The organism is Pedobacter agri PB92 (assembly GCF_000258495.1).
In the GTDB taxonomy this organism is placed as follows: Bacteria; Bacteroidota; Bacteroidia; order Sphingobacteriales; family Sphingobacteriaceae; genus Pedobacter; species Pedobacter agri.
On sequence record NZ_AJLG01000028.1, the window covers coordinates 1 to 25,453 of the forward strand.

Consider the following 25,453-nt stretch of genomic DNA (forward strand, 5'->3'; position numbering starts at 1 on the left):
TTTTTTTATTGCCGGAGGTGCACTTGCGGTTGAAAATGCGATTAAAGTAGCCATGGATTGGAAAGTACAGAAGAACTTCGCCAAGGGATATACCGAAGAAAAAGGATTTAAAGTATTGCATTTTGAAAGAGCCTTCCACGGAAGATCAGGTTATACTTTAAGCTTAACCAACACCTTGCCTGATAAAACGAAATGGTTCGCTAAATTCGATTGGCCAAGAGTTTCGGTTCCTGAGGTAAAATTTCCACTTTCCGGGGATCATTTGCAACACGCCATTCAGACAGAAGAAGCATCAATTGCTCAGATTAAAAAAGCCTTTGCGGAAAACAAAGACGATATCTGTGCCATTATCGTGGAGCCTATTCAGTCTGAAGGTGGCGATAATCACTTGAGGGAAGAGTTTCTAATCCAGTTAAAATCGATTGCTGATGAAAACGAGGCATTTTTGATTTATGATGAAGTACAAACCGGCGTAGGTTTAACAGGCAAATTTTGGTGTCATCAGCATTTTAGCGAAAAAGCAAGACCAGATATTGTAGCCTTTGGCAAAAAAAATGCAGGTATGCGGTATTTTGGTTGGGAATAAGGTTAATGAAGTAGCAACCAATGTTTTCAAAGTACCAAGCCGCATCAACTCCACCTGGGGCGGAAATCTGGTAGACATGGTTCGTTCTACGCAAATTCTGCAAATTGTTGAAGAAGATAAATTATGTGAAAATGCAGAAAAAATTGGCTCGTATCTCCAAACGCAACTGCTACAGTTCGCAAATAAATTCGACAAAATGACTAATGTGAGAGGACGTGGCTTATTATGCTCATTCGATTTCCCAAACAAAGAAATGCGTAATGCTTTCATCAGTAAAGGCATGGAAAATAATGTGATGTTTTTAGGTTGTGGGGAGAAAACCATCCGCTTCCGCCCGGCACTTTGTATCGAGCAAAAACATATTGACGAAGGTTTGACGGTGATGGAAAAAATATTGCCTTTATTGTAGGCATGAGCAGAAAATCCTTAATCTATTTCGTATCAGCTTTCGTTTTGATTCTGATATTTTTTATCGCAAGAGACACCTTTAACCAGCCTGGTATAGAAGATATGAAAGCTGGTTTTACAGAAGTTGCGAAATATAGAAATGCCAATAATACCGGGCCAGTACAACGTATTTATGTTGTAACCATTAAAGATTCTGTTTGGAAAGAGATGGAAGATTACGGCAACTTAATGCCTCACACTAAATATGGGAATACTAAAGTTTACTTCTTTATGCAAAATGCAAATGTGCCCAACACACTGCAACCTGGAGAGGTAAACTTTGATCCCCAATTTAATCAATCATGCATCGCTTTATATGAAAAAAGTGCAATGAGCCAGGTGGCTTTCAATAAGCATCCATTTTAGAATTTAAGATCATTTTTCTCCTGCAAATGACCAGCTCAGCCCTTATGGTATCGCCAGTCCCGCTTTCCCTTTTGCCACATTGAAACCGATTGGCATCCGAGCCAATCGGGTTTAGATAGCGATTACAGCGCAGCTTACCACCAATGTCGCAACCCAGTTGCATTGCTATACAAATGCCGAGAAGCCGGTGATTGCCCTACCTACAATTAAGGTATTAATCTCCTTCGTACCTTCGTAAGAATAAATTGCTTCTGCATCAGCCACGAAACGGGCAACATTGTATTCCAGCAAAATACCGTTTCCACCCATTACCTCTCTGGCTTTGCTTACCACATCTCTGGTACGCAATGAACAGAAAACTTTCGCCAAAGATGCATGTTCATCTTTTAGTAATCCTTGATCTTGCAGTTGCGACAACCGGAAGCACAAAGTTTGCATAGCTGTTAGGTTTGATAACATTTCTACCAGATGATTTTGTATCAACTGAAAAGATGCAATTGGTTTTCCAAATTGTTTACGGGTCCTGGTATAATCCAGCGCATTTTCATAGGCGCCTCGGGCGCAACCCACCGCTTGCCAGGCAACCCCTGCCCTGGTCATCTGTAAAACCTTGGCGGTATCTTTAAACGAGTTTGCATTCTGCAGGCGATCTGCCTCTTCAACCTCACAATCTGTTAACGTGATAATTCCGTTCTGAACAATACGCAGAGCCATTTTATCCTGCATTTTTTCTACCGCAAACCCGGGATTATCTTTTTTAACAATAAAACCTTTTACTTCGCCATCACCTTCATCACGAGCCCAAATAACTAAGATATCAGCAAATGTGGCATTACCAATCCATTTTTTCTGACCATTTAAAATCCATTTCCCATTAACATTTTTGCATGTGGTAGTTAAACCGCCAGCTGCTGCCGACCCTACTTCGGGTTCAGTTAAGCCAAATGCACCAATAACTTGGAACTTTTGCATTAAAGGAAGCCATTGCTGCTTCTGAGCTTCAGACCCACAAAGATAAATGGAGCCCATGGCTAAACCACTTTGAACACCAAAAAATGTAGAAATCGAAGTATCAATTCTGGCCATTTCCATTGCCAGAATTCCCTCCATTAAATTAGATTTTCCCGGGCAACCGTAACCTTTATAAGTTAAGCCACAAATGTTAAGCTCGGCAAGTTTGGGGATAATTTCAAATGGGAATTCCGCTCTGTTCCAATAATGATTTACAATCGGCTTTACCTCTTTCTCTAGAAACGCCCTTACTTTTAACTGTAATTCACGGTCCTCATCATTAAGTGCTTCGTCGCCCAACTGATAAAAATCTCCATCAATTGGAGGCAGTTCTCTTTTTTTTCCAGAACCGCCCATCATTTTCATCATGCCTGATATTTGCTTATCATCAAGACTTGAAATGGTTTCGACCATTTTCGGCAAATCAACTTTTCTTGATAATGCATCAAGCTTAGCAAAATCTACATGCTTGAAGAGGTTATACGCGTTTTTGAGTGAAGAAAATATATTCGCCATTATTATTCGTTTCGAGAATAACAAATGAGCGGCGCTTTTGTTGGATTTGCGCTTTCTCTTCAGTCAGGATAAGGAAGAATCTATTAGCTCCTGGAAAAATTTTATTCAACCACGGTGCACACAAATAAAGATGCATGAAAGAATACTGAGTCTTAGTATTGATCTGCCTCGGTTTTCTCTATCAAAGCTTGATGCACTGTGCGATAAAATTGCGCTATGCTTTTTTTTTGCGGTTCAGTATAGAATTACTTTAAATCAAATAGATTATCTACGCCAAGCAACTTTCTGGAAGTAAAACCTTCACCAAAAGTGGCACCAATACTTTTACCAAATTCACGGGAACGGCCGGTAATGGTTTCAAAAAACTCAGGAGAGGAAATATAAGTCTGTAACCCATCAACATCCGGATTGTAAAATTGAGTTTTAAATGCCTTGATCGATTCAATTTTTTTATCCATATGATCGGAAATATCAACGATAATATCAGGCTTGATGTACCTATCCTGAATATACTGCAACAGTAATCTTGGCCGATGTGCAGCTTGGTTTTCGCCATCAAGTTTTGTTTCAATTTTAGGCAAACCTGATAGAAAAACGGAGTCGTAAACCAAGTCGCCTGCCCTGCCATGATCTGGGTGACGATCTTCAAGGGCGTTACTTAAAATAATTTCTGGTTGATATTTTCTGATCGCTTTGATTACTTCCAGGCGATGATATTCATCGTTTTGAAAAAAACCGTCCCGCATTCTTAAATTTTCACGGGCGTGTAAACCTAGAATTTTAGCAGAATCTGCAGCTTCTTCATCTCTGGTTTCAGCAGTACCACGGGTGCCCAACTCCCCCCTGGTTAAGTCGACAATGCCAACCTTTTTTCCTAGTGCAATATGTTTTAAAATAGTTCCGGAGCAACAAAGTTCTGCATCATCGGGGTGAACGGCTATAACTAAAATATCTAACTTCATATTATTTATTGGCATTTTCATTCAACAGCTGATGAATTTTTTTCTTAATTTTTGAGCTTAAAGGTTTGGTGAAAGGAAAATAAAAATCAACCAGCTCTCCTTTTCTGTTTATAATATATTTATGGAAATTCCATCTCGGTTTTGAGTTCAGCTTCGAATTTTGTTTTTTATCACTTAGAAATTGATAAAGTGGATGGATAAATTCTCCGCGAACCATAATTTTATCAAACACCGGAAACTTTACGCCGTGATTAATTTCGCAAAAGGTGGCGATATCCAATCCGTTTAGCGGTTCCTGCTTACCAAAATCATTTGTCGGAAAACCTAAAATTTCGAAATCAGGATGATTAATCTCCTCTCTTAATTGTTGAAGTTCTTTCAATTGTGGCGTAAATCCACATTCAGATGCCGTGTTAACCACAAGTAAAACTTTATTTCGGAAGGCCGACAATGGCTGATCATCGCCATTAATCTTTTTAACCTTGAAGGAGTAAATATTCGGAATGCGCTCCTGCATTATTTTTATTGGTAAAATCCAGAAGTACGAATGATGGATTCAATATCCCGATCCTCATTTGGATTATAGGTGCTTTTTAAATTATGCCCAACTACCCGGGCTACAATTTGATAGGAGAAGGCAGCGAAACCGCCTTTTGTTTGTTTTACAATATCGTATGTTGTTCTTCCAACTTCTCTATCAATAAGTTTGGTTAAAATTTGTCCCTGAGTAATGGTCAATTCCTTAATCTCGCGGTTAAACATGTCTTTAATTTCCTTATCACACTGTTTAACCAACTTTTTCTGCTCCCTTTTTTCAGGGGTGCGGGCTATATCTTGCTCCAGTTGCTCATACCTGCGTTTGGCAAATATAGCATAGGGCATTACTTTCAACACATTGTAACGCAATCGGTTATAAGCAGCCTTTTCTGCCGGAGATTTCCAGATTCTGTTTGCAAAAATGCTAACATCCTGCAACTGCATCCAGGGAATCATCACCCCGTTATCATTTGTAGAGGCCACCTGAATGGTATCCTGTTTACCAAGTTTAGGAAAAACTGGCTGCACCGGGTCTTGCGCTTTTAGTTTTTCACCAAAAATCATGACAATAAACAGAATGAATAGCCCTTTAAATTTCATAAATTTATACTTTCACAAAGTTAGGTGTTATTTCATATATTAGTCGTTCAACAGAACTAATATAAGTTTTATTCATATATAAGACGAAAATTTTTACGCAAAAAAAACAAATGAAAACAGAGTTAGTGATTGATTTAGAGGCGGAAAAGCAGGAAATTCTAAAAAGATATAGGGCATTATTACGGGCAAGTAAATCTACATTACAGCGGGGCGATAAGAAAGAGATCAGAAAAGCTTTCGATATGGCCTTGGAAAGCCATAAAGATATGCGCCGAAAATCGGGCGAACCATATATTTATCATCCAATTGCGGTTGCTCAAATTGCAGCAGAAGAAATTGGTTTAGGTACTACTTCGATTGTTTGCGCTTTGTTACATGATGTGGTGGAAGATACCGACATTACACTGGAGGATATTGAACGTGAATTTGGAAAGAAAACGGCAAAGATTATTGATGGTTTAACCAAAATTTCTGGCGTATTTGATACCAATAGCTCATTACAGGCAGAAAACTTCAGGAAAATGCTGCTTACGCTTGCAGATGATGTTCGCGTAATTTTGATCAAGCTTGCCGATCGTTTGCACAATATGCGTACAATGGATTTTATGCCCCGCCATAAGCAGCTTAAAATCGCATCAGAAACAATTTATTTATACGCACCACTTGCTCATCGTTTAGGTTTATACGCCATTAAATCAGAGTTGGAAGATCTTTCAATGAAATATCTTGATCCCGATACTTACAAATTTATTGCAAAAAAGCTTAACGAGAAAAAGGCAGAAAGGGCGTTGTTCATTAAGAAATTTGTTGAACCTATTGATGAAATTGTTCATGAACAGGGTTTGGTGGCCGACGTTTACGGCCGTCCAAAATCTATCCATTCCATCTGGAATAAAATGAAAAAGAAAAATATTCCTTTTGAGGAGGTTTATGATCTTTTTGCCATTCGTATCATTTTAGACAGCGCCTACGAAAACGAAAAAGCTGATTGCTGGAAAGCCTATTCGATTGTTACCGATTTATACCGGCCGAATCCCGATCGCTTGCGAGACTGGGTTTCTTCGCCAAAAGGAAATGGCTACGAAAGTTTGCATACTACAGTGATGGGTCCCCGCGGACAGTGGGTTGAAGTGCAAATCCGTACACAACGCATGAATGAAATTGCGGAAAAAGGTTTTGCTGCACACTGGAAATACAAAGAATCAAGCAATGATAATGGTTTGGATCAATGGATTCAGAAGGTTAGAGAAATGCTGAGCAATCCTGAAGCAAATGCCCTGGATTTCCTCGACGATTTCAAAATGAACCTTTTCTCTGATGAAATTTTCATTTTTACTCCAAAGGGCGCTCTGATTCAATTGCCATTAGGTGCTACCGCCCTAGATTTTGCTTTCGAAATTCATACCGGTGTCGGTGCAACCTGTATTGGCGCAAAGGTGAACCACAAACTGGTTCCAATTTCATACAAACTTCAAAATGGCGATCAGGTAGAAATTATCACTTCCAGCAAGCAAACGCCTAAGGAAGACTGGCTAAATATTGTAGTTACGGCGAAAGCTAAATCCAAAATTAAGTCATCACTAAAAGAAGAAAAGCGGAAAATAGCTGACAACGGGAAAGAGATTTTGGAGCGGAAAATGAAATCGCTAAAAATCACCTACAACACTGATAACATTCAGAAAATCAGTTATTTCTTCAAACTTCCTTCTACGCAAGAGCTGTTCGTGAACGTTGCTTTAGGCAAAATCGAGCTTAAAGACATTAAAGAATATCTGAATACCGAAAAAGAAGTAGAAAGCCGCGGCCCGGAACGCCCGGAAAACCTTTCAGTAGATGGGATCAAAAATAAAATTAAAGGTGGTGATTCGGATATTTTGCTTATTGGAGAAGACATGCAACGCATTGATTACACGCTCGCAGCATGTTGTAATCCAATTCCCGGAGATGATGTTTTTGGGTTCATTACCGTAAGTGAGGGTATTAAAATCCACAGAACCAACTGTCCTAATGCTGCGCAACTGATGGCTAATTATGGTTATCGCGTGGTCAAAGCAAAATGGAACAAACAACAGGAATTAACATTTTTAACCGGACTTCGCATTGTTGGAATTGATGATGTAGGATTGATCAATAACATCACCAGGGTTATTTCTACAGATTTTAAAGTAAACATGCGATCAATTACGGTGGATACCAATGAAGGGATTTTTGATGGCTCAATTATGATTTTTGTAAATGATACGGAGCACCTGGAAAACTTAATCAGAAACTTACTAAAAGTTAGAGGCGTTACCGGTGTAACAAGATTTGATGCTTAAATGGGTTATTGGTTGTAGGTTTAGAAGCCAGTTGGAAAAAGGTTTAACACACGAATTTATTTTTGATATCTAATCAGTATCACACAACCTGCCACTTGTAACTGATAACCTGCAACCGAGTTATTACAACATTTCAACAATCCAACAATTAAACAATCAAACTAATTACCTACCTTTGAACGGAGTTTAAAAACTATGTCAGAACAAAATACAAATGAGCTCGTTCGCAAGATTTTTGAGGCTTATTTAGAAAACAAAAATCTACGCAAAACACCAGAGCGTTTCGCCATCCTGGAAGAAATTTATTCCCGAAACGATCACTTTGATGTTGAAACCCTTTATATCCACATGAAAAACCAAAAGTATCGTGTAAGCCGGGCTACGGTTTATAATACTTTAGAATTATTGGTTTCATGTGATCTGGTTACCAAACATCAGTTTGGTAAAAACATGGCGCAGTTCGAAAAATCTTACGGTTACCGTCAGCACGATCATGTGATTTGCATTGAGTGCGGTAAGGTGGTAGAATTCTGCGATCCTCGAATCCATCAAATTCAAACCATGGTTGGCGATCTTTTAAAGTTTGATGTAAAACACCATTCTTTAAACCTTTATGGCTTCTGCTCAGATTGCAGTATGGCTAGAAAAGTAAATGAAACTGAGGCTGCAAAGCTCGAAGCAAATTAAATCAATCCACAAAATAAAACCAGCTTAAATTTTTAATAATGACGCAAGTAGATGTACTTCTCGGCCTGCAATGGGGCGATGAAGGAAAGGGAAAAATCGTTGATGTACTCAGTCCGAAATATGATCTAATCGCCCGTTTTCAGGGTGGTCCAAATGCCGGGCATACTTTAGAGTTCGATGGTAAAAAATTCGTACTGAACACCATCCCATCAGGAATTTTCAACGAAAAAACCATGAACCTTATCGGTAATGGTGTAGTGATCGATCCTATCATTTTAAAAAGAGAGCTTGATAATTTAAAAAAAGCTGGTCATGATCCTGTTGCAGAAGGCAAATTGGTTATTGCCCGTAAAGCGCACCTGATTTTACCAACCCACCAATTGTTGGATGCAGCAAACGAAGCTCGCATGGGTAAAAACAAAATCGGTTCAACATTGAAAGGTATTGGCCCAACTTATATGGACAAAACTGGCCGTAATGGTTTACGTGTTGGCGATACTACCCTTCCGGATTTTAAGGAACGTTATAATAAATTAGTAGAAAAACATACCGAAATCCTTTCTCATTATGAAGGTTTCGAATACGAATTGGCTGAAAAAGAAGCATCTTTCTTTGAGGCTATTGAATTCTTGAAAAGCATTCCTCATGTAGATAGCGAGCATTTTGTTAATGGTTATTTAAAAGAAGGAAAAGCTGTTTTAGCTGAAGGTGCACAGGGAACATTATTAGATGTAGATTTCGGCTCCTATCCTTTTGTAACTTCAAGTAATACCACAACTGCAGGTGCTTGTACTGGTTTAGGTATTGCGCCTAATAAAGTTGGTGCAGTTTACGGTATTTTTAAAGCTTACTGTACCCGTGTTGGTGGCGGTCCGTTTCCCACTGAGTTAGACAATGAAGTTGGTGAAAATTTACGTGCTTTAGGTCATGAGTTTGGTGCAACTACTGGTCGTGCCCGTCGTTGCGGCTGGATCGATCTTCCTGCATTAAAATATGCTATTATGCTCAACGGTGTAACCGAACTGATCATGATGAAGGCTGATGTGTTAGATACCTTTGATACCATTTATGCTTGTACACACTACGAATATAATGGCGAAACCATTGATTATATGCCTTACGACATTATTTCAATCGAACCAAAACCAGTTTTAAAAGCTATTGATGGTTGGGCAACTGACGTTACTAAAATCACCTCAGTTGATGAAATTCCATCGAAGCTAACAGACTACATCGCGTTCTTAGAAAAAGAATTAGAAGTGCCAATTAAATTTTTATCTGTTGGTCCTGATAGAGCCCAAACCTTAGAATTACGTTAATATAGGGTTCACAGAGCTGAAATATTTTCAGCTTTATAGTCACGATAAATTAAAAATATGAAAGCAATCCGTTTGGATTGCTTTTTTTATTGGAAAGCATATCAACTACAACTATTAACGTTAGTCCCCGCCAATGTTTCAAGTCCCGATTTTACGGTTTCGCAAATTGAAAGAATCTACACCGGGAGCTTTCCACTTATGTCGGGTTTAGTTACCTTTGCCGCAGCTTGAAAAACACGGATCATACATCAGCATTCAAACAAAAGGCATTACACTGGGCTAACCAGTTCGATGTTTGTTGTTTATTAGATTCCAACCAATATCCCGATGTTTACTCAGCTTATGATTTTATTCTAGCGGCTGACGTTCAGGCAGAAATTCAATGCAACTCCGGCAATGCATTTGAACAACTAAAAGCATTCCAGGAAGCTAACAAACAATGGCTTTTTGGTTTTTTCAGCTATGATCTGAAAAACGAAATTGAAGATTTGGTTTCTAACAATACTGATCATCTAAATTTCCCTGAACTATACTTTTTTACCCCTAAATACTTAATTGCGGTTAAAAACGGAATGGCTAAAGTATTAATTGGCGATGATGCTGTTTTAAATGAAATAAATAATTTCACGATTGAAGAAAGTGAATCTACCAGTCACCTGAACATTGAGCGAAGGCTCTCAAAAACAGCATACCTTAACAAGATAATAAAATTAAAAGAACACATTATCCGTGGTGATATTTATGAAGTGAATTTTTGCCAGGAGTTTTTTGCCGAAAATGCGAAAATTAACCCAGTTGAAACATTCGGTTTGTTGAATGATATCTCCCCTACTCCATTTGCTGGATTCTTAAAGGTTAATGAGCATTATATTTTGTCGTCAACACCGGAACGTTTTTTAGCTAAACGTGGTTCGAAATTAATATCACAACCTATAAAGGGAACTGCGAGAAGGAGTGCTGATTCGAAAGAAGATGAGCAAATCAAAATTCAGCTTAGAAACGACGTTAAGGAGCAATCAGAAAATGTAATGATCGTTGATTTGGTTCGTCATGACTTAACGAAATCGGCGGTAAAAGGCTCGGTAAAAGTTGAAGAACTATTTGGCATTTACAGCTTTCCACAAGTACATCAAATGATTTCTACCATCACTTGCGAACTTGATTCAGCGATTCATTTTATTGATGCCATCAAAAATGCTTTCCCAATGGGATCAATGACGGGTGCGCCTAAAGTAAAAGCAATGAAATTGATCGAGCAATATGAAGAAACAAAAAGAGGTATTTATTCTGGCTCGTTTGGCTGCATTAGTCCTGATGGAAATTTTGATTTCAATGTGGTGATAAGAAGTATCCTTTATCATTCAGCTAATCAGTATTTATCATTCCAGGTTGGTGGGGCTATCACTTATCATAGCGATGCGGAGAAAGAATATGAGGAATGTTTGCTTAAAGCAAGTGCTATTTTGAAGGTGCTGAATGCTGAATAGTCAATAGTGGTTTACTATAATTTAAATAGCTGGTTAGCCATAAAATAAAAAAGTGGAAAATTAGCATTATACCAACTTTCCACCCTTCACTTCAAGCCTTCTGCCCTTGTTATTTCTTATAATATTGTTGTGCTTCAGGCAGGTATTTCTGAATCTGAGCAATACGTGTTTCATCACTAGGGTGCGTACTTAAAAACTCAGCTGGTTTTTGTGCACCCGCAGATGCAGCAGACATTCTATTCCAGAAAGCAGTGGCATTTTGAGGATTATATCCAGCCATCGCCATAAATATCAAACCTAATCTATCAGCCTCTAATTCCTGGTTCCTGCTAAACTTTAGCATCGCAACCGGTGTACCAACACCATAAAGTGTATTGAAAATACCCTGTGTTTTTGGATTTTTGGATAGCGCTACCCCTGCCGCTGCGCCAATTCCCTGAGCCACCATTTCCTGCGACATGCGTTCAGCCGAGTGACCTGCGATAGCGTGTGCAATCTCATGCCCCATCACTGTTGCTAAACCAGCATCATCTTGGGTTACTGGTAAAATACCGGTATAAACTACAATTTTGCCACCAGGCATACACCAGGCATTTTTTTCGTTATTCTGTACCACATTCACTTCCCACTGATAATCGGCAATAAGATTACCGTAGTTATTGCTGTTCATGTATGATTTTACGGCAGTAATTAATCTACTCCCGATTGTTTTTACCTTTAAAGCCTGAGCATTGTTGGCAGACAAAACAGTTGCCTTGTTTTCGGTTAAAAATGTGCTATACGCCTGAAATGCCATTGGCAGAACCTGATCATTACTAACTAAATCAAATCGACTTCTTCCCGTTAGAGGAACAGTAGAACATGAGTTAAATAGTAAAACCCCAGCAACACTTGCTGATAAAAATAATTTTTTCATAACGCAATTTTAAATGATTAGTAATACTTGTTTTAGCAAACCGAAGTAATAAACAGCATGCCTACAAATAAGTTTTAGTGAATGTGTTTTTGTTAATTATTAGCTTTTTTCTTAAACAAATACACTTTAGATTCCTTGCCTTTCAGCAATCTTTCGAGATTTTTTTGGTGGGTAACCAAAATCAATATACAAACTACCATGCCATATAGCACTTCAGATTTTATTGAAACCTGAAACAAAAAGACTACACTTAATGGAAAAGTAAATCCCGCACAAATGGAGCTTAATGAAACATATTTAGTTAATAATAACACCACCACGAAAACCAGAACACAAAGCATAGATGCTTCGAAGTTAACTGCCAAAATCATTCCAAAAAGGGTTGCCACTCCTTTTCCTCCGCGAAAACCGGCAAAAACAGGAAACAGGTGTCCCATTACAGCGGTTACGCCGAGTGCAAGCTGATAATTTACGAATATGACCGAGTTTTGTGGTCCGGTTACCGACATGCCAATAAGGTAGGCAAGATTGGTTGCGGTGTAGCCTTTCGCAATATCGATGATCATTACGGCAATACCGGCTTTTTTACCCAAAACACGGAAGGTATTGGTTGCTCCTGCATTACCACTTCCGTATTCTCTCACATCGACACCATAAAAAGCCTGACCGAGCCAGACAGCGGTAGGGATTGATCCAAAAAGATAGGCAACTAATAATGCGCTGAGAGAATAAACCGTAACCATAGCCTACAATGATACAAAAAATAAGCTTTCCATTTTATAGCAAATCACCTTTAGTATGCTTTTAGACTAATATCTAAGCTTTTAACTGAATGCGTAAGTGCACCCATAGAAATGTAATCAACACCACAAGCTGCATATTCCAAAACATTTTCTTCCGTTATTCCCCCTGAAGCTTCGGTAGTGAATTTACCATCGATCAACTTTACTGCTGCCTTTAAATTGTCAAAACTAAAATTATCGAGCATTATACGGTCAACACCTCCAGTGGCTAATACCTGAGATAATTCCTCAATATTCCTCACTTCAATTTCAATCTGTAGCGATTTTTGCTGATCGGCTAAATATTTTTGAGCAGCTTTTATGGCGTTTGATATCCCCCCGGCGTAATCCACATGATTGTCCTTTATTAAAATCATATCATATAATCCGATGCGATGATTCACCCCGCCACCGATACGAACTGCCCATTTTTCTAAATAGCGTAATCCTGGTGTGGTTTTTCGGGTATCCAAGATTTTAGTTTTGGTGTCTTTCAACAACGAAACAATGCGATGCGTTTTGGTTGCGATGCCACTCATACGTTGCATACAATTTAGAACCAATCGCTCTGCAATTAAAATAGAATGGGTACTGCCAGAAACTGTTAAACCGATATCGCCAACCTTAACAGCAGCGCCATCTTGCAAAAGCACATCAACTTTTAAGCTTGCATCTACTACAGCAAAAATTTCAACGGCAAGTTCCATTCCCGCTAAAATACCATCCTCTTTGATAATTAATTTTGCTCTGCCTTGCGTTCCGGAAGGAATGGTTGATAGTGAAGTGTGATCGCCATCGCCAACATCTTCGGCAAGTGCATTTTTTATGAATTGATGTATCAGTTGAATATCCAAAATTGAGATTTTATGATGCAAAAATAGGAAATATTTGTGAGCAGACAATCCGCTGACAAAATTAAAGCGACGTTTGATTCACGCTATTACCTAATTGGAGAAGAAATTAGAGAGGTTTGTATTAATCCTTGGCTGGTTCAATCCGCAATTCTGTAATTAGAAAGCTATTGTTAAATTTTTTCATTGTTACTGATACCCTAAAGGTTTCTTTCGAAGTACTCAAAACGATTACGCCAAATCGATAGTTAGGATTGGTATTAATTTTATGAAAAATACTTGTTTTTACGGGAGGGTGTTTGATAAAGAAATCTCTTAAAATCTGCTCACCCTGTGCTTTGGAGTATACATCTTCTTCATCAATTAAAATTAACTCAATTGTTGAAGCAAAATTTTTCGCAATCTGACTGGCATTGCTAGCCTTAAAATACGAGGATAAATCATCAATAATATCAGCCTGAAAGGCTTTTGAACCATTTAATGATGACAAACTAATAATTAGTAAAAACAAGCTCCGGATCATTTCTGTATTTTATAATGACCCTATAGCTAAAATTATGCCATTAGCTTATCAAAAAACCGATTTCATCATTTGGATAAGCTCCAATAAACTTATATTTGCCAAGGTAACAAAACACTAAAACATGTTCTAAATGAAAATGTTTTAAACGTGTTCAATTAAATTTTTCAAAATAAGATGATAAACGATAAAAAACTCGCACTTATAATTTTAGATGGCTGGGGCTACGGAAGACAAGATAATTCTGATGCTGCTTATGCTGCAAACACACCATTTTTTGATTCATTACTGCAAAACTATCCAAACTCAAAGCTTGAAGCTTCAGGAGAAGCAGTTGGTTTACCAGCCGGCCAGATGGGAAACTCGGAAGTTGGGCATATGAACTTAGGTGCAGGTCGCGTAGTTTATCAGGAACTTGGCAGAATCAATAAATCAATTGCTGATAAAGAATTACACGTTCATCCGGTTTTGCTTGCCGCTTTTGATTATGCAAAACAAAATAACAAAGCCGTTCATTTCATTGGGCTGGTTTCAAATGGCGGTGTTCATGCCCATATCGAACATTTAAAAGCCTTATGTGATGCTGCAAACCAGGCAAATGTTGAAAAAACATTTGTTCATGCTTTTTTAGATGGCCGCGACACAGACCCGAATTCGGGATTAGGCTTTATTACTGACCTTCAAAACCATATTGAAAACACATCAGCTAAGTTGGCCACAATGGTAGGTCGTTACTACGCGATGGATCGCGATAACCGTTGGGAACGCGTAAAGCAAGCTTACGATGTAATGGTAAATGGCATCGGAGAGAAAACTCAAGATGCACTGGCTGTGATTAGAAGATCTTACGATGAAGGGGTTACAGACGAATTTTTGAAACCAGTGGTGTTAACGCAAGATAATGGTGCGCCTGTTGCAACAATACAAAATGACGATGTAGTGATCTGCTTCAACTTCCGCACAGATCGAGGAAGAGAAATTACTACGGCGCTAACTCAAAAAGATTTCCCGGAGCAACAAATGCATAAACTGCCGTTGTATTATGTTACAATGACCTCTTATGATGAGAGCTTTGAGAAAGTAAATGTCATTTTTACTAAAGATGATCTTACGAAAACAATTGGTGAAGTTCTGGCAGAAAACAACAAAAATCAAATTCGTATTGCGGAGACAGAGAAATATCCTCATGTTACTTTCTTCTTTTCTGGCGGCAGAGAATCAGAGTTTACAAACGAAAAAGAATCTTAATTCCTTCACCTAAAGTTGCCACCTATGATCTGCAACCGGAAATGAGTGCGGCTGGAATTACCGAGGCCATTACCGCAGAAATGGAAACTGGCTGGGCCGACTTTATTTGTTTAAACTTCGCCAATCCGGATATGGTTGGACATACCGGCGTTTTCGATGCAGTGGTAAAAGCTGTGGAAACAGCCGATAAATGTGCAGAAACTGTTGTGAATAAAGGTTTAGAAAATGGTTATTCATTTATCCTATTGGCTGATCATGGTAATTCTGAATACATGATAAATGGCGATGGATCGGTTAATACAGCTCATACTACCAATCTTGTTCCTTGTATATTAATCGATAAGGATTATAAAACCATAGCTAATGGAAAATTAGGCGACATTGCTCCTACTGTTTTAAAAATATTAGGTGTAGCCATTCCGGCAGAAATGACAGGAAACGTTTTGGTATAATGATTAAAAAAATCTATATCCTGATATTTATTGTATCCCTGGCTTCTTGTATCCAGGAAAAAGATTCAAAAACGAATAACAGAAATCTTTACTTTGACTTACAGGGATATTTTGAGAAAGAGGTAGCCCGTTTGCAAAAACTCAATCCAACACTTGGCAAAACCGTTAGTGTGAATGGGGTTAACGAGAGCAAGAAAGTTAAAGTAGCAGATTGGAAAAAGGAACTTGCAATCTTTGCAAATGCAGATATTAATAAAGCCTCATGGCAGGGCAGTTTCAATATTACAAAAGTTGGCGGAGCAGTTGTCTACAGTTCTAACAATAAAAAAATCCCTGTAAAGAAACTTTATGTTGTTGGGCAAGGTGCAAAAGTTAGGGAGATAGAGATTATTATCGCAAATAAAAATATCCTCTTTCAATCAAATGACACGCTATATTACTATCCTGATAGTTTATACCTCATTAAAAAACAGCAAAAAATTCGATTGCTGAACGAAAAAAAATATACCATCTCCGGAAAGTTTAAATAACAAAAAACGGGCTTTGAATATTCAAAGCCCGTTTTCTATTTTAGAATCAGATCTTACTTTAAACTTGCAATTTGTGCTTTGTCATAAGCAACCCAATCAATAATATCTTTACGCAAAGGCTGCATGGTTAATACTCTTTGGAAATCAGAAATTGAATTATTAAATAGCGCTACGCAAGCCGTTTTCTCATCTTTTTTCTTTGCTTTGTATGATCTGAAAATTGCGTAATCTTTATAAGCTAATCCACGATTTTGAAACATTTGGGTATCTTCCTCCCCATTTATTTCAATTGCTTTCGTAAAATCTTTAATCGAGGCAGTGTAAAAATTTTCACGCATACTGTTTAAAGATTCTTTAGGATCGTTGGCAATATTTAATCTCGCTTTGCCCCGATAGTAATATGCAGATACTTCTGTTGGTTTAACGGTAATCAGGCGGCTATAAGTTTCAATACACTTCTCGTATTGGCCATTTTGAAAGTATGAATAACCCAGCATTTGCAAAATTTTAGCATTATCAGGTGTTTTGGTATCGGCTTTTTCCAATTGCGTAACGGCAGTTCTATAATCACCTTTAATCATTGCCTGCATGCTTCTTTCGTAATTGTTCTGTGCGAAACTGCTGGTTGATGATAAAATAATTAAACCTAAAATAACTTGCTTAAAGTAGTTCATGTAATGAATAATATGTTTTTTCTGTAAATCTGCCGCCTAAAAAGACGAAATTTGTTGCAATATAATCCTATTCTGATAATTTAAAAGCTTTTAATTTTGGGGCACAAGCATTAAATACCTCAAACATTAGCTTAAACGCTAAAAAACAATTTATATGATAATGGCGGAGTATTAAAAGTCGCTCTGCCTTTTTAACATAAGATTAATATTATTTTCACTTTGGCACAAGAGTTGAAATTATTACCTTAACAACTAAATAAACGAAGTGAATACGATCAAACTGCCAGTTTGTCGTGAGAGGAAAACGTGATAATGAGTAAACAAGATATATTTGATTTCCATTCTGCTATGCCAATAATTAACGAGGATACCGAATTTTTCCCTTTAATGTCGCAACAAGACGAAGAGGAAATGAACAATGAGGAAACGCCTGAAACATTGGCGATTTTGCCATTGCGAAACACTGTTTTATTTCCTGGAGTGGTAATTCCAATTACCGTTGGCAGAGATAAATCAATTAAACTAATTAAAGAAGCTTACAAGGGAAATAAAATTATTGGGGTGGTATCTCAAAAAGATGTTTCCATCGAAGATCCGACGTTTGAACAGTTAAACACTGTTGGTACGGTTGCAAACATCATTAAGTTGTTGCAAATGCCTGATGGAAATACCACGGTAATTATTCAGGGTAAGCAACGTTTTAGCTTAATTGAAGAAGTACAAAACGAGCCTTACATTAAGGCTGTAGTAAAGAAATTTGAGGAGCAGAAACACAAAGCAGATAAGGAGTTTAAAACACTTATCGCCTCTATCCGTGAAATGTCCGCTCAGATTATTCAACTGTCGCCAAACATTCCAAGTGAAGCAAGTATTGCGCTAAAAAACATCGAAAGCAATTCATTTTTGATCAATTTTATTTCATCAAACATGAATGCCGAAATGGCCGATAAGCAAAAAATCCTTGAAATGGATAAATTGCAAGAAAGAGCGCAAAAGGTGATGGAGCTTTTGATGGTTGAATTACAGATGCTGGAATTGAGAAATCAAATCCAATCTAAAGTTCGTACCGACCTTGATAAGCAGCAACGTGATTATTTCTTAAATCAGCAGCTCAAAACCATTCAGGAAGAACTGGGTGGAAATTCAGCCGATTTGGAATTTGATGCGCTTCAGGAAAAAGCAAAAAAGAAAAAATGGTCACAGTCTGTTGCCGATCATTTTGATAAAGAATTAGATAAATTAGGAAGAATGAATCCGGCGGCGCCAGATTATTCTGTTCAGCTGAATTACCTCGAATTGCTTTTGGATTTACCCTGGAGTGAGTTTACAAAAGATAATTTCGATTTAAAACGTGCCCAACGTATTCTGGATAAAGACCATTTTGGTTTAGAAAAAGTTAAGCAGCGTATTGTAGAATATCTTGCTGTTTTAAAGTTAAAACGCGATATGAAAGCCCCTATTTTATGTTTGGTAGGTCCTCCGGGAGTTGGTAAAACATCTTTAGGAAAATCGATCGCCAAAGCTTTGGGCCGTAAATATGTACGGATGGCTTTAGGTGGCATTCGTGATGAAGCCGAAATTCGTGGTCACCGTAAAACCTACATTGGCGCAATGCCAGGGCGTATCATTTCATCAATTAAAAAAGCTGGAGCAGACAATCCTGTTTTTGTTTTGGATGAGATTGATAAAGTTGGTACCGATCATCGTGGCGACCCTTCATCAGCTTTGCTGGAGGTGTTGGATCCGGAACAAAATAACGCGTTCTATGATCACTATGTTGAAGTTGACTACGATTTATCTAATATTTTATTCATCGCAACTGCAAATTCGTTGAGTACCATCCAGCCGGCCTTACTTGATCGTATGGAGATTATCGAGGTAAATGGATACACTATCGAAGAGAAAATCGAAATTGCGAAGAAATATCTTTTACCAAAACAAAAAGAAAATCACGGCTTACAAAATAAGGATATCAACCTTAAACCCGCTTTAATTGAAAAAGTGATTGAAGATTACACACGTGAATCGGGTGTGCGTGGTTTAGAAAAGAAAATTGGTTCATTGGTGCGTGGTGTGGCTACCAAACTTGCCATGGAAGAAGAATACAACGTAACGCTGGCCAACGAAGATATTGAACGTATTTTAGGTGCGCCAATTTATGATAAAGACCTTTACGAAGGCAATGAAGTTGCGGGCGTGGTAACCGGCTTAGCCTGGACAAGTGTAGGTGGAGATATTTTGTTTATCGAATCGAGCTTGAGCCCTGGAAAAGGAAAGTTAACACTAACAGGTAATCTTGGCGATGTGATGAAAGAATCTGCCGTAATTGCTTTAGCTTATTTACGAGCACATGCTGCAGAATTTGGCATTGACTATACCCTATTTGACAATTGGGATGTGCATGTTCACGTGCCTGCGGGCGCAACTCCGAAAGATGGTCCATCGGCTGGTGTAACCATGCTTACGGCACTGACTTCGGCGTTTACACAACGTAAAGTAAAACAAAATTTAGCGATGACAGGCGAGATTACCCTGCGTGGAAAAGTACTTCCCGTTGGTGGAATTAAGGAAAAAATTCTTGCTGCAAAAAGAGCGAATATTAAAGAGATTATCCTTTGCAAAAGCAACCGCAAAGATATTTTGGAAATTAAAGAAAGCTACATCAAAGATTTGACATTCCATTACGTAACGGAAATGAGTGAAGTGATTGAATTGGCATTGACGAAAAATAAAGTTAAAAAACCGCTGGATTTAACGATCAAAATTGCGCCAATTGTCAACTAAATTGTAATCTTTTAGGTTTACGGATAAAAATCCGATAACAATAAATACTTTTATAGCTCCGATAATAATCGGAGCTATTTTTTTATGAGATCATCTTCATTTATTATTCTATTGCTTCTTACCTCGTTAACTGGATTTGGCCAATCTTTTAAAAACGAATTTGGATTTAAAACCGAAAACGATGCTTATTTGGCAACATTGAATGACCGATATTACACCAATGGTTTATTTATCTATTTCCGCCGAGCCATTGATCCTGCTAAATTTTCAGATAAAATAGAAAAGAAGACTTATGAAATTTCGGTCGGGCAAAAAATGTACACGCCTTACTGGGGTCAGGTAGCGAAAAAAGAAGACCAGGATCGGCCCTTCGCAGGATATCTGTATGCCAGTGGTGCTTACTCGGTATTTTTTAAAAAAGAAAGTGTGCTAAAAACAAGCGTGGAGATTGGTACTGTTGGACCGAATTCCCTGGCGCAGGATGCACAAAAGTTTCTGCACAAAACGGTTGGTTTTTACACACCTGACGGATGGGATTATCAGATTAAAAATGAATTAGCCATCAATTTAGCTGCCCAATACAGCAAACTTCTTGTTCGTTCCAATGATCAGATTGTTGATTTAAGCGGACAGGGTTATGCAAATTTAGGAACAACCTTTTCTGGCTTGGGAGCATCTGTGTTATTTAGAGCAGGAAGACTGAACCAGCTGTTCAATAGTGCATATCATAATGCCGTAATCGGGAATGCAAAAACATCAGCTTTAAATAAGTCGGAATTTTTCTTTTATGCCAAACCACAGCTAAACATAGTGGCCTATGATGCCACGATTCAGGGAAGTTTGTTTAATGATGATAGTCCGGTAACTTTCGGCACAAAACCAATTGTATTTGAACAACAGTTTGGCGTAAATTACAGTTCAAAAAGATTTACTGCCGACTTTAATATTATATTTAAAACTAAAGAAGTGGAGAGTATAGCGAAAGCTCAAAATTACGGTGGCTTAAGTTTATACTATCGTTTTGGAAAAATTTAGTTAATCCAAACCTGGCTTTTTTCTAGATGCTTTTTTTTCAGCATTTACCGATTTATTTTTCAGTCTATTTTGAATAACAGCTTTGGGTATTTTTGTGGGTTTTCTTGTTTTCTTTACCTGAAGTGATCTTTTCAGCAGCTCGATCAGTTTAGCAATTGTCTTCTCTTTGTTTAGAAGCTGGCTCCTGTCTTCTTGCGAAACAATATGCAACAAATCATCGGTATCTAAACGATTTTCGAGTCGGATTTTTAACAGCGCCTTTTCTTCATCATCGAAAAAAAAAGCATTTTCCAAATCGAAAATTAATTCTACTTTACTTGAAACCTTATTTACATTTTGGCCGCCCTTGCCCCCGCTCCTGGAGGTTTTAAAGGTTGCATGTTTTAAAATATCTTCTTTCGCAGGTAACATGGTGTAAAAGTATAAAGAATAGTCAGGTAAAAAAAGCAACTAAATCCGTCCGTTTTTTTACCTTTGTGGCAGAATGAAAAAGAACTTGGTTATAGCTATTGATGGCTATTCATCTTGCGGAAAAAGCACTTTAGCGAAAGCATTAGCTAAAAAATTAGGTTTCATTTATGTAGACAGCGGAGCGATGTATCGGGCCGTTACGCTCTACTTTCTGAGAAATAATATTGACATTACTAATGATGAGAAAGTTGTTGATGCACTTCAACACATCGAACTGAATTTTCATTCACGTGATTACGAATCACACATCACTTTAAATGGCGAAGAGGTTTCTGATGAAATCCGTTTAATGCCCGTTTCAGAAAATGTAAGTGAAGTTTCTGCCCATAAAATTGTTCGCCACGAAATGGTGAAACAACAACAACGCATGGGAAAATCGAAAAACATTGTAATGGATGGTCGTGATATTGGCACTACGGTTTTTCCAGATGCACCTTTGAAATTATTTATGACCGCCGATCCGAAAATTAGAGCAGAACGACGATTTAAGGAATTGGAAAGTAAAGGTAATAATGAAACCACGCTGGAAGAAGTTTTCGAAAATTTGGCGCACCGCGATTATGCTGATACCACCAGAAAAGAAAGCCCACTGGTTAGAGCCGCTGATGCAATTGTATTAGACAACACCAATTTAACACCCGAAGAACAATTGGCGTTTGCTTTAGAAAGAGCAGAACCATTCTTAGCTAAATAACTTTAATTTTATCGGGTTGGTTTAATTTCCTATTTTTAGCTGCTAACCATTAAGCTACTATGAAATTAAAACTCACTTCCCTTTTGTTATTAATCAGCGTATTTACTGCGCTAAACGTTCAGGCGCAAAAAGGCTGGATCAATCTTTTCAACGGAAAAGACTTGAAAGACTGGAATGTAAAAATTTCCAAACATGATTACCAAGATAATTATGCCAATACTTTCAGCGTTGCAAATGGTGTAATGAAAGTAAGTTACGATGGGTATTCTGATTTTGATAAACAGTACGGCCATATCTTTTACAAAAAGCCGTTTTCCTATTATTTATTAAAGGTAACTTATCGTTTTGTTGGCGAGCAAGCCAAAGGTGGAGAAGGTTGGGCAACCCGAAATAGTGGTGCTATGTTGCATGGGCAGGATCCTGCTACGATGTTGAAAGATCAGGATTTTCCAATCTCCGTTGAAGCGCAAATTCTGGGCGGCGATGGAGAACATGTGCGCCACACCAGCAATGTTTGTACACCAGGAACATTAATTAATTATAAAGGTGAGTTGTTTACAACGCACTGTTTAGATTCAAAATCAAAAACCTATCATGGCGATCAGTGGGTTACTGCTCAATTCTTGGTTTTAGGCGATTCAGTAATTAAACATATCATTGCCGGTGAGGTAGTTTTAGAATATACAAAACCACAAATTGGTGGAGGAAGTGTAACGAATTACGATCCAAAGGTTAAAGTTGATGGCACCCCTTTAAAGTCAGGCTATATTTCACTGCAAAGCGAAAGCCACCCTATAGAATTTAAGACGGTTAAGCTTTTCGATCTGGCACCTTACGCAAAAGACGAACTTAAATTAAACAAAATCATCGATAGAGTTTTAAAAGAGTAAAAACAATACACCCTATTGTTAAGAATGATGTAAACGCGATTTTCAACCAACTTAAATTATCCGATGCTCAAAACTCATTCAATTAAGAATTTATTAGTTGTCATCTTTTTACTTATTTCTAGCCTTTCGTTTGCGCAGAAAGCCTATACCATCAGTGAAATCCCTGATACCAAAAAAAAACGGAGGAGGCTGGGTAAGTAATCCTGATAGCATTTTAAGTGCCGATCATGTTTCGCAGATTAATGCCACCATTTCAGATTTTGAAGGCAAAACTAATGTTCAGGTGGCAGTAGTTATTGTTAATGATTTTGACCATGAACAGGAAGATTTCGATTTTGCCAACGAACTTTTTAATACCTGGGGAATTGGACAAAAAACGAGCAATAATGGCTTGCTGCTATTTATAGCAAAAGATCGGCGGAAATATCGTTTCATCACCGGAACAGGAATTGAAGGTGTTTTGCCTGATGTTAAACTCAAACATATTGCTGAGCAAAACCTACTACCTGCATTCAGGGAGAATAATTTCGGGACAGGAATTATAACGACTATTGATGCCATTGGAGTAGTAATTTTAAATCCAGAAAATAAATCGGAGCTCAATCAATTTTTCACGCAACAAAGCGAAAATGGCGATTTAGGGAAAGTCTGGATACCTGTTCTTGTTATTATTTTAGCTTTTTTCGGGATTTTTAAAATTGTAAATAAACAAGCTAAGAAAACGATCAAGGTAGATGCTAGTGGCAATAACGGCCACGAGAAAACAATCATCAGCGGCTGCGCCGGGTTTTTCATGTTCATTTTTGTGAGCATTTTTGCAATGGTATTTTTTAGGGGCTTTGGTTTATTTGATAAAGTAAAGCTTATCCATGCTCCTTTTATTTTATATGGAATATTAGCTGCCTGTTTATTCTTTCGTTATTTATTTCATATTTCCTCGCTACGAAAAACACATTACGACGATAAAAATTATTTTAACGCTGTCAGCGATTTTAATAAGAAGAATTTCTGGCTGATTATTTTCTCTCCGCTGATCTTAATTACTTTGATTAATTATCTATTCAAACGAGGCAAAAACATTGATCGGTTTAAGCCTGTTTTAGACAGTAAGAATCAGGAAATGCTTCGTGTCGATCGGGATATTAATGTTGAAGGCAAACCCTTTTTAAGTGCCGGACAACGAGCTGAAGAAGGCGCACAAACCTACGATTATGATATTTGGGAAAGTGCTGATCATAAAGAACATGTGATTAAACAATGGCCTGCGGAAGAATATAACAGCTATACCGAATGTCCGAAATGTAATTTCAGAACTTATAAACTCAACAAACAAGTTACGGTTACTGCAGCAACCTATAGTCGCGAAGGCAAGGCAAAACTGATAAACGAATGTAGTTTTTGCAGAAACGTAGAATTTATTGAATGGATTACGTTGGCCATGTTGGTTAAAACTAAATCTTCATCAGGTTCATCCTCGTCAAGAAGTAGTTCATCTTCTTCATCGAGCAGCTGGGGAGGTGGTAGAAGCAGTGGCGGCGGTACCGGAGGCAGTTGGTAGAAATTGAATTAACCGCCTCATTTCTCCCTGTAATTAAAAGTATTTCCTAATTTTGGCACTTATAGCACGATGTTTGCTCTTTGCGTCGTTGCTAATTTTATAAAACTGCTTTGCAGCAATCTTAAAACTATGACTAGAATTTTATTCCTATTAATTGCGCTTTCAATCTTCTCCAGCCGCATTAATGCACAAGATACCTATAAAGTAACTGCTGATCAGTTACGGGTTAGAGCAAGTAGTGACCCTAAAAGTAAGGTGATAGCTAATATTTCGCAAAACGAAAATTTAACAGTTTTAGATGCCAGCAATGATAAATTTTATAAAATAAAACTTAAAAATGGCGAAGGTTGGGTAAGTAAAGATTTCGTTCAAAAGATATCAGCGCCTACGCCACAACCAAATACTACCCAAACTAATCCTGCTACTCAAAGTTCTGCAACAGCAGCTCCTGCTACTGATGTAATTTACCGCGTTACTACTGATAATTTAAGAGTGAGGCAAAAAGCCGATCCTAAAAGCAAGGTGATTGGTTATCTTCCGGAAAATGAAAATGTTGCCGTTATTGATTCTGCAGATGCCAGTTATTTTAGAATCAAGGTGACCAATGGTGAAGGTTGGGTGAGTAAAGAATTTTTAGTTCGGGTATCGCCAGTTAAAGCCGTACAAAAACCAGCTGTATCTGTTGAGGTTCCAGCAATTGACAAAGATTATTCAAATATTATCTTTTTTGCTGTAGTGGCTTTGGTAATGGGTACCATTCTTTACTTTATCTTTAAATATTCTAATCAAAATAAAATTTTAATCGGCATTTCAGCAATTATTGTTTTAGTGGTAATTTACTTTTGCTTTATTACTTTCATCCAACCTAAAACAGTTAACGGAACTTTTGTAAGCGATAGCGAAACACAATATAAAACCTTTGATTTTAACACCAATGATTCTGTGATTGTAAAGGATACTTACACGGATTCTACCTTCACAGCAAAATATGTTATTGAAGGCGACATGATTAAATTGTATGATCAACAGAACATGATTTTATTGCTAATCAGAGATGAAAACACTTTGGTTGGAGAAGGATTTACCAGAGGGATATTCACGAAGAAATAAATTTCAAACAACCTATGTTTTTAAACCCGGTAGAGCGGAATAGCCCGCAGCGAAGTGCAACGCAGCGAGGACTATAAGCGATAACGGGGCTGCTGTGAACAA

General features: G+C 37.8%; 24 protein-coding genes and 1 pseudogene. 15 read left to right on the plus strand and 10 right to left on the minus strand.

The window, feature by feature from the left end; genetic code table 11:
- The 3 genes from ON09_RS26475 to ON09_RS06170 all read left to right on the plus strand — a co-directional run.
- The coding region (locus ON09_RS26475; protein WP_262495819.1) for an aminotransferase class III-fold pyridoxal phosphate-dependent enzyme at window positions 1-586 on the plus strand (586 nt) is incomplete at its 5' end.
- Window positions 555-995 (plus strand): aminotransferase class III-fold pyridoxal phosphate-dependent enzyme, encoded by a 441-nt coding sequence (locus ON09_RS26480; RefSeq protein WP_262495820.1) that lies wholly within the window; start codon window positions 555-557, stop codon window positions 993-995. The genes ON09_RS26475 and ON09_RS26480, both read left to right, overlap by 32 nt.
- A gap of 2 nt (window positions 996-997) precedes the next feature.
- A complete protein-coding gene (locus ON09_RS06170; protein WP_010600188.1) occupies window positions 998-1,399 on the plus strand; it encodes a hypothetical protein in 402 nt (133 codons plus the stop codon).
- A 165-nt stretch (window positions 1,400-1,564) separates the two neighbouring features.
- On the opposite strand, the gene ON09_RS06180 is transcribed toward ON09_RS06170, so the two are convergent.
- The 4 genes from ON09_RS06180 to ON09_RS06195 all read right to left on the minus strand — a co-directional run bounded on the left by ON09_RS06180 (window position 1,565) and on the right by ON09_RS06195 (window position 5,025).
- The gene (locus ON09_RS06180) at window positions 1,565-2,926 is read right to left on the minus strand and encodes an acyl-CoA dehydrogenase family protein (RefSeq protein ID WP_010600190.1); all 1,362 of its coding nucleotides are present in this window, start codon (window positions 2,924-2,926) and stop codon (window positions 1,565-1,567) included.
- Window positions 2,927-3,171: 245 nt separating this feature from the next.
- A complete protein-coding gene (gene bshB1, locus ON09_RS06185) occupies window positions 3,172-3,888 on the minus strand; it encodes a bacillithiol biosynthesis deacetylase BshB1 (protein WP_029204146.1) in 717 nt (238 codons plus the stop codon).
- Window position 3,889: 1 nt separating this feature from the next.
- A complete protein-coding gene (locus ON09_RS06190) occupies window positions 3,890-4,405 on the minus strand; it encodes a glutathione peroxidase (RefSeq protein WP_010600192.1) in 516 nt (171 codons plus the stop codon).
- A 5-nt stretch (window positions 4,406-4,410) separates the two neighbouring features.
- Window positions 4,411-5,025: a DUF4294 domain-containing protein gene (locus tag ON09_RS06195; protein ID WP_010600193.1), complete on the minus strand. Its 615-nt coding sequence runs from the start codon at window positions 5,023-5,025 to the stop codon at window positions 4,411-4,413.
- A 110-nt stretch (window positions 5,026-5,135) separates the two neighbouring features.
- Here ON09_RS06195 and ON09_RS06200 point away from each other — a divergent pair, with 110 nt between their 5' ends.
- The 4 genes from ON09_RS06200 to ON09_RS06215 all read left to right on the plus strand — a co-directional run bounded on the left by ON09_RS06200 (window position 5,136) and on the right by ON09_RS06215 (window position 10,836).
- Window positions 5,136-7,343 (plus strand): RelA/SpoT family protein, encoded by a 2,208-nt coding sequence (locus ON09_RS06200; RefSeq protein WP_010600194.1) that lies wholly within the window; start codon window positions 5,136-5,138, stop codon window positions 7,341-7,343.
- Window positions 7,344-7,538: 195 nt separating this feature from the next.
- On the plus strand, window positions 7,539-8,030 hold the full coding sequence (locus ON09_RS06205; protein WP_010600195.1) for a Fur family transcriptional regulator: 492 nt from the start codon (window positions 7,539-7,541) through the stop codon (window positions 8,028-8,030).
- A 38-nt stretch (window positions 8,031-8,068) separates the two neighbouring features.
- A complete protein-coding gene (locus tag ON09_RS06210) occupies window positions 8,069-9,349 on the plus strand; it encodes an adenylosuccinate synthase (RefSeq protein WP_010600196.1) in 1,281 nt (426 codons plus the stop codon).
- A 227-nt stretch (window positions 9,350-9,576) separates the two neighbouring features.
- The gene (locus ON09_RS06215) at window positions 9,577-10,836 is read left to right on the plus strand and encodes an anthranilate synthase component I family protein (RefSeq protein WP_010600197.1); all 1,260 of its coding nucleotides are present in this window, start codon (window positions 9,577-9,579) and stop codon (window positions 10,834-10,836) included.
- 109 nt (window positions 10,837-10,945) lie between these two features.
- Here the strand turns inward: ON09_RS06215 and ON09_RS06220 are convergent, their stop codons facing one another.
- The 4 genes from ON09_RS06220 to ON09_RS06235 form a co-directional block, all read right to left on the minus strand.
- A complete protein-coding gene (locus ON09_RS06220; protein WP_010600198.1) occupies window positions 10,946-11,752 on the minus strand; it encodes a M48 family metallopeptidase in 807 nt (268 codons plus the stop codon).
- A 92-nt stretch (window positions 11,753-11,844) separates the two neighbouring features.
- Window positions 11,845-12,495, minus strand: a complete 651-nt coding sequence (plsY, locus tag ON09_RS06225; protein ID WP_010600199.1) for a glycerol-3-phosphate 1-O-acyltransferase PlsY — start codon at window positions 12,493-12,495, stop codon at window positions 11,845-11,847.
- 50 nt (window positions 12,496-12,545) lie between these two features.
- Window positions 12,546-13,388 (minus strand): carboxylating nicotinate-nucleotide diphosphorylase, encoded by an 843-nt coding sequence (gene nadC / locus ON09_RS06230; protein WP_029204147.1) that lies wholly within the window; start codon window positions 13,386-13,388, stop codon window positions 12,546-12,548.
- A gap of 121 nt (window positions 13,389-13,509) precedes the next feature.
- Entirely contained in the window at window positions 13,510-13,875 is a 366-nt protein-coding gene (locus tag ON09_RS06235; RefSeq protein ID WP_238533615.1) for a DUF4783 domain-containing protein, read from the minus strand.
- Window positions 13,876-14,082: 207 nt separating this feature from the next.
- Here ON09_RS06235 and gpmI point away from each other — a divergent pair.
- Both gpmI and ON09_RS06245 read left to right on the plus strand, forming a co-directional pair.
- Window positions 14,083-15,605: pseudogene (gene gpmI / locus ON09_RS06240) on the plus strand (2,3-bisphosphoglycerate-independent phosphoglycerate mutase).
- Window positions 15,605-16,135 carry a hypothetical protein gene (locus tag ON09_RS06245; protein WP_010600202.1) on the plus strand — a complete coding sequence of 177 codons (531 nt, stop codon included), beginning with the start codon at window positions 15,605-15,607 and terminating at the stop codon, window positions 16,133-16,135. The pseudogene gpmI and the gene ON09_RS06245 overlap by 1 nt, the downstream one beginning before the upstream one ends.
- A gap of 53 nt (window positions 16,136-16,188) precedes the next feature.
- Here the strand turns inward: ON09_RS06245 and ON09_RS06250 are convergent, their stop codons facing one another.
- Window positions 16,189-16,809, minus strand: coding sequence for a tetratricopeptide repeat protein (locus tag ON09_RS06250; protein WP_010600203.1), 621 nt, complete (start codon window positions 16,807-16,809; stop codon window positions 16,189-16,191).
- Window positions 16,810-17,121: 312 nt separating this feature from the next.
- Between ON09_RS06250 and lon the strand changes: the two genes are divergently transcribed.
- Together lon and ON09_RS06260 are read left to right on the plus strand one after the other, a co-directional pair.
- On the plus strand, window positions 17,122-19,593 hold the full coding sequence (lon, locus tag ON09_RS06255; RefSeq protein WP_010600204.1) for an endopeptidase La: 2,472 nt from the start codon (window positions 17,122-17,124) through the stop codon (window positions 19,591-19,593).
- A gap of 84 nt (window positions 19,594-19,677) precedes the next feature.
- The gene (locus ON09_RS06260) at window positions 19,678-20,628 is read left to right on the plus strand and encodes a lipid A deacylase LpxR family protein (RefSeq protein ID WP_010600205.1); all 951 of its coding nucleotides are present in this window, start codon (window positions 19,678-19,680) and stop codon (window positions 20,626-20,628) included.
- Here the strand turns inward: ON09_RS06260 and arfB are convergent, their stop codons facing one another.
- Window positions 20,629-21,039: an alternative ribosome rescue aminoacyl-tRNA hydrolase ArfB gene (gene arfB / locus ON09_RS06265; RefSeq protein WP_029204148.1), complete on the minus strand. Its 411-nt coding sequence runs from the start codon at window positions 21,037-21,039 to the stop codon at window positions 20,629-20,631.
- 73 nt (window positions 21,040-21,112) lie between these two features.
- On the opposite strand from arfB, the gene cmk reads away from it, so the two are divergent.
- The 4 genes from cmk to ON09_RS06285 all read left to right on the plus strand — a co-directional run bounded on the left by cmk (window position 21,113) and on the right by ON09_RS06285 (window position 25,351).
- Window positions 21,113-21,793 carry a (d)CMP kinase gene (gene cmk, locus ON09_RS06270; protein WP_010600207.1) on the plus strand — a complete coding sequence of 227 codons (681 nt, stop codon included), beginning with the start codon at window positions 21,113-21,115 and terminating at the stop codon, window positions 21,791-21,793.
- 59 nt (window positions 21,794-21,852) lie between these two features.
- Window positions 21,853-22,683, plus strand: coding sequence for a 3-keto-disaccharide hydrolase (locus tag ON09_RS06275; RefSeq protein ID WP_010600208.1), 831 nt, complete (start codon window positions 21,853-21,855; stop codon window positions 22,681-22,683).
- Window positions 22,684-22,837: 154 nt separating this feature from the next.
- Window positions 22,838-24,241 carry a TPM domain-containing protein gene (locus ON09_RS06280; protein ID WP_010600209.1) on the plus strand — a complete coding sequence of 468 codons (1,404 nt, stop codon included), beginning with the start codon at window positions 22,838-22,840 and terminating at the stop codon, window positions 24,239-24,241.
- A 129-nt stretch (window positions 24,242-24,370) separates the two neighbouring features.
- Window positions 24,371-25,351 (plus strand): SH3 domain-containing protein, encoded by a 981-nt coding sequence (locus tag ON09_RS06285; RefSeq protein ID WP_010600210.1) that lies wholly within the window; start codon window positions 24,371-24,373, stop codon window positions 25,349-25,351.
- Window positions 25,352-25,453: the final 102 nt, after the last annotated feature.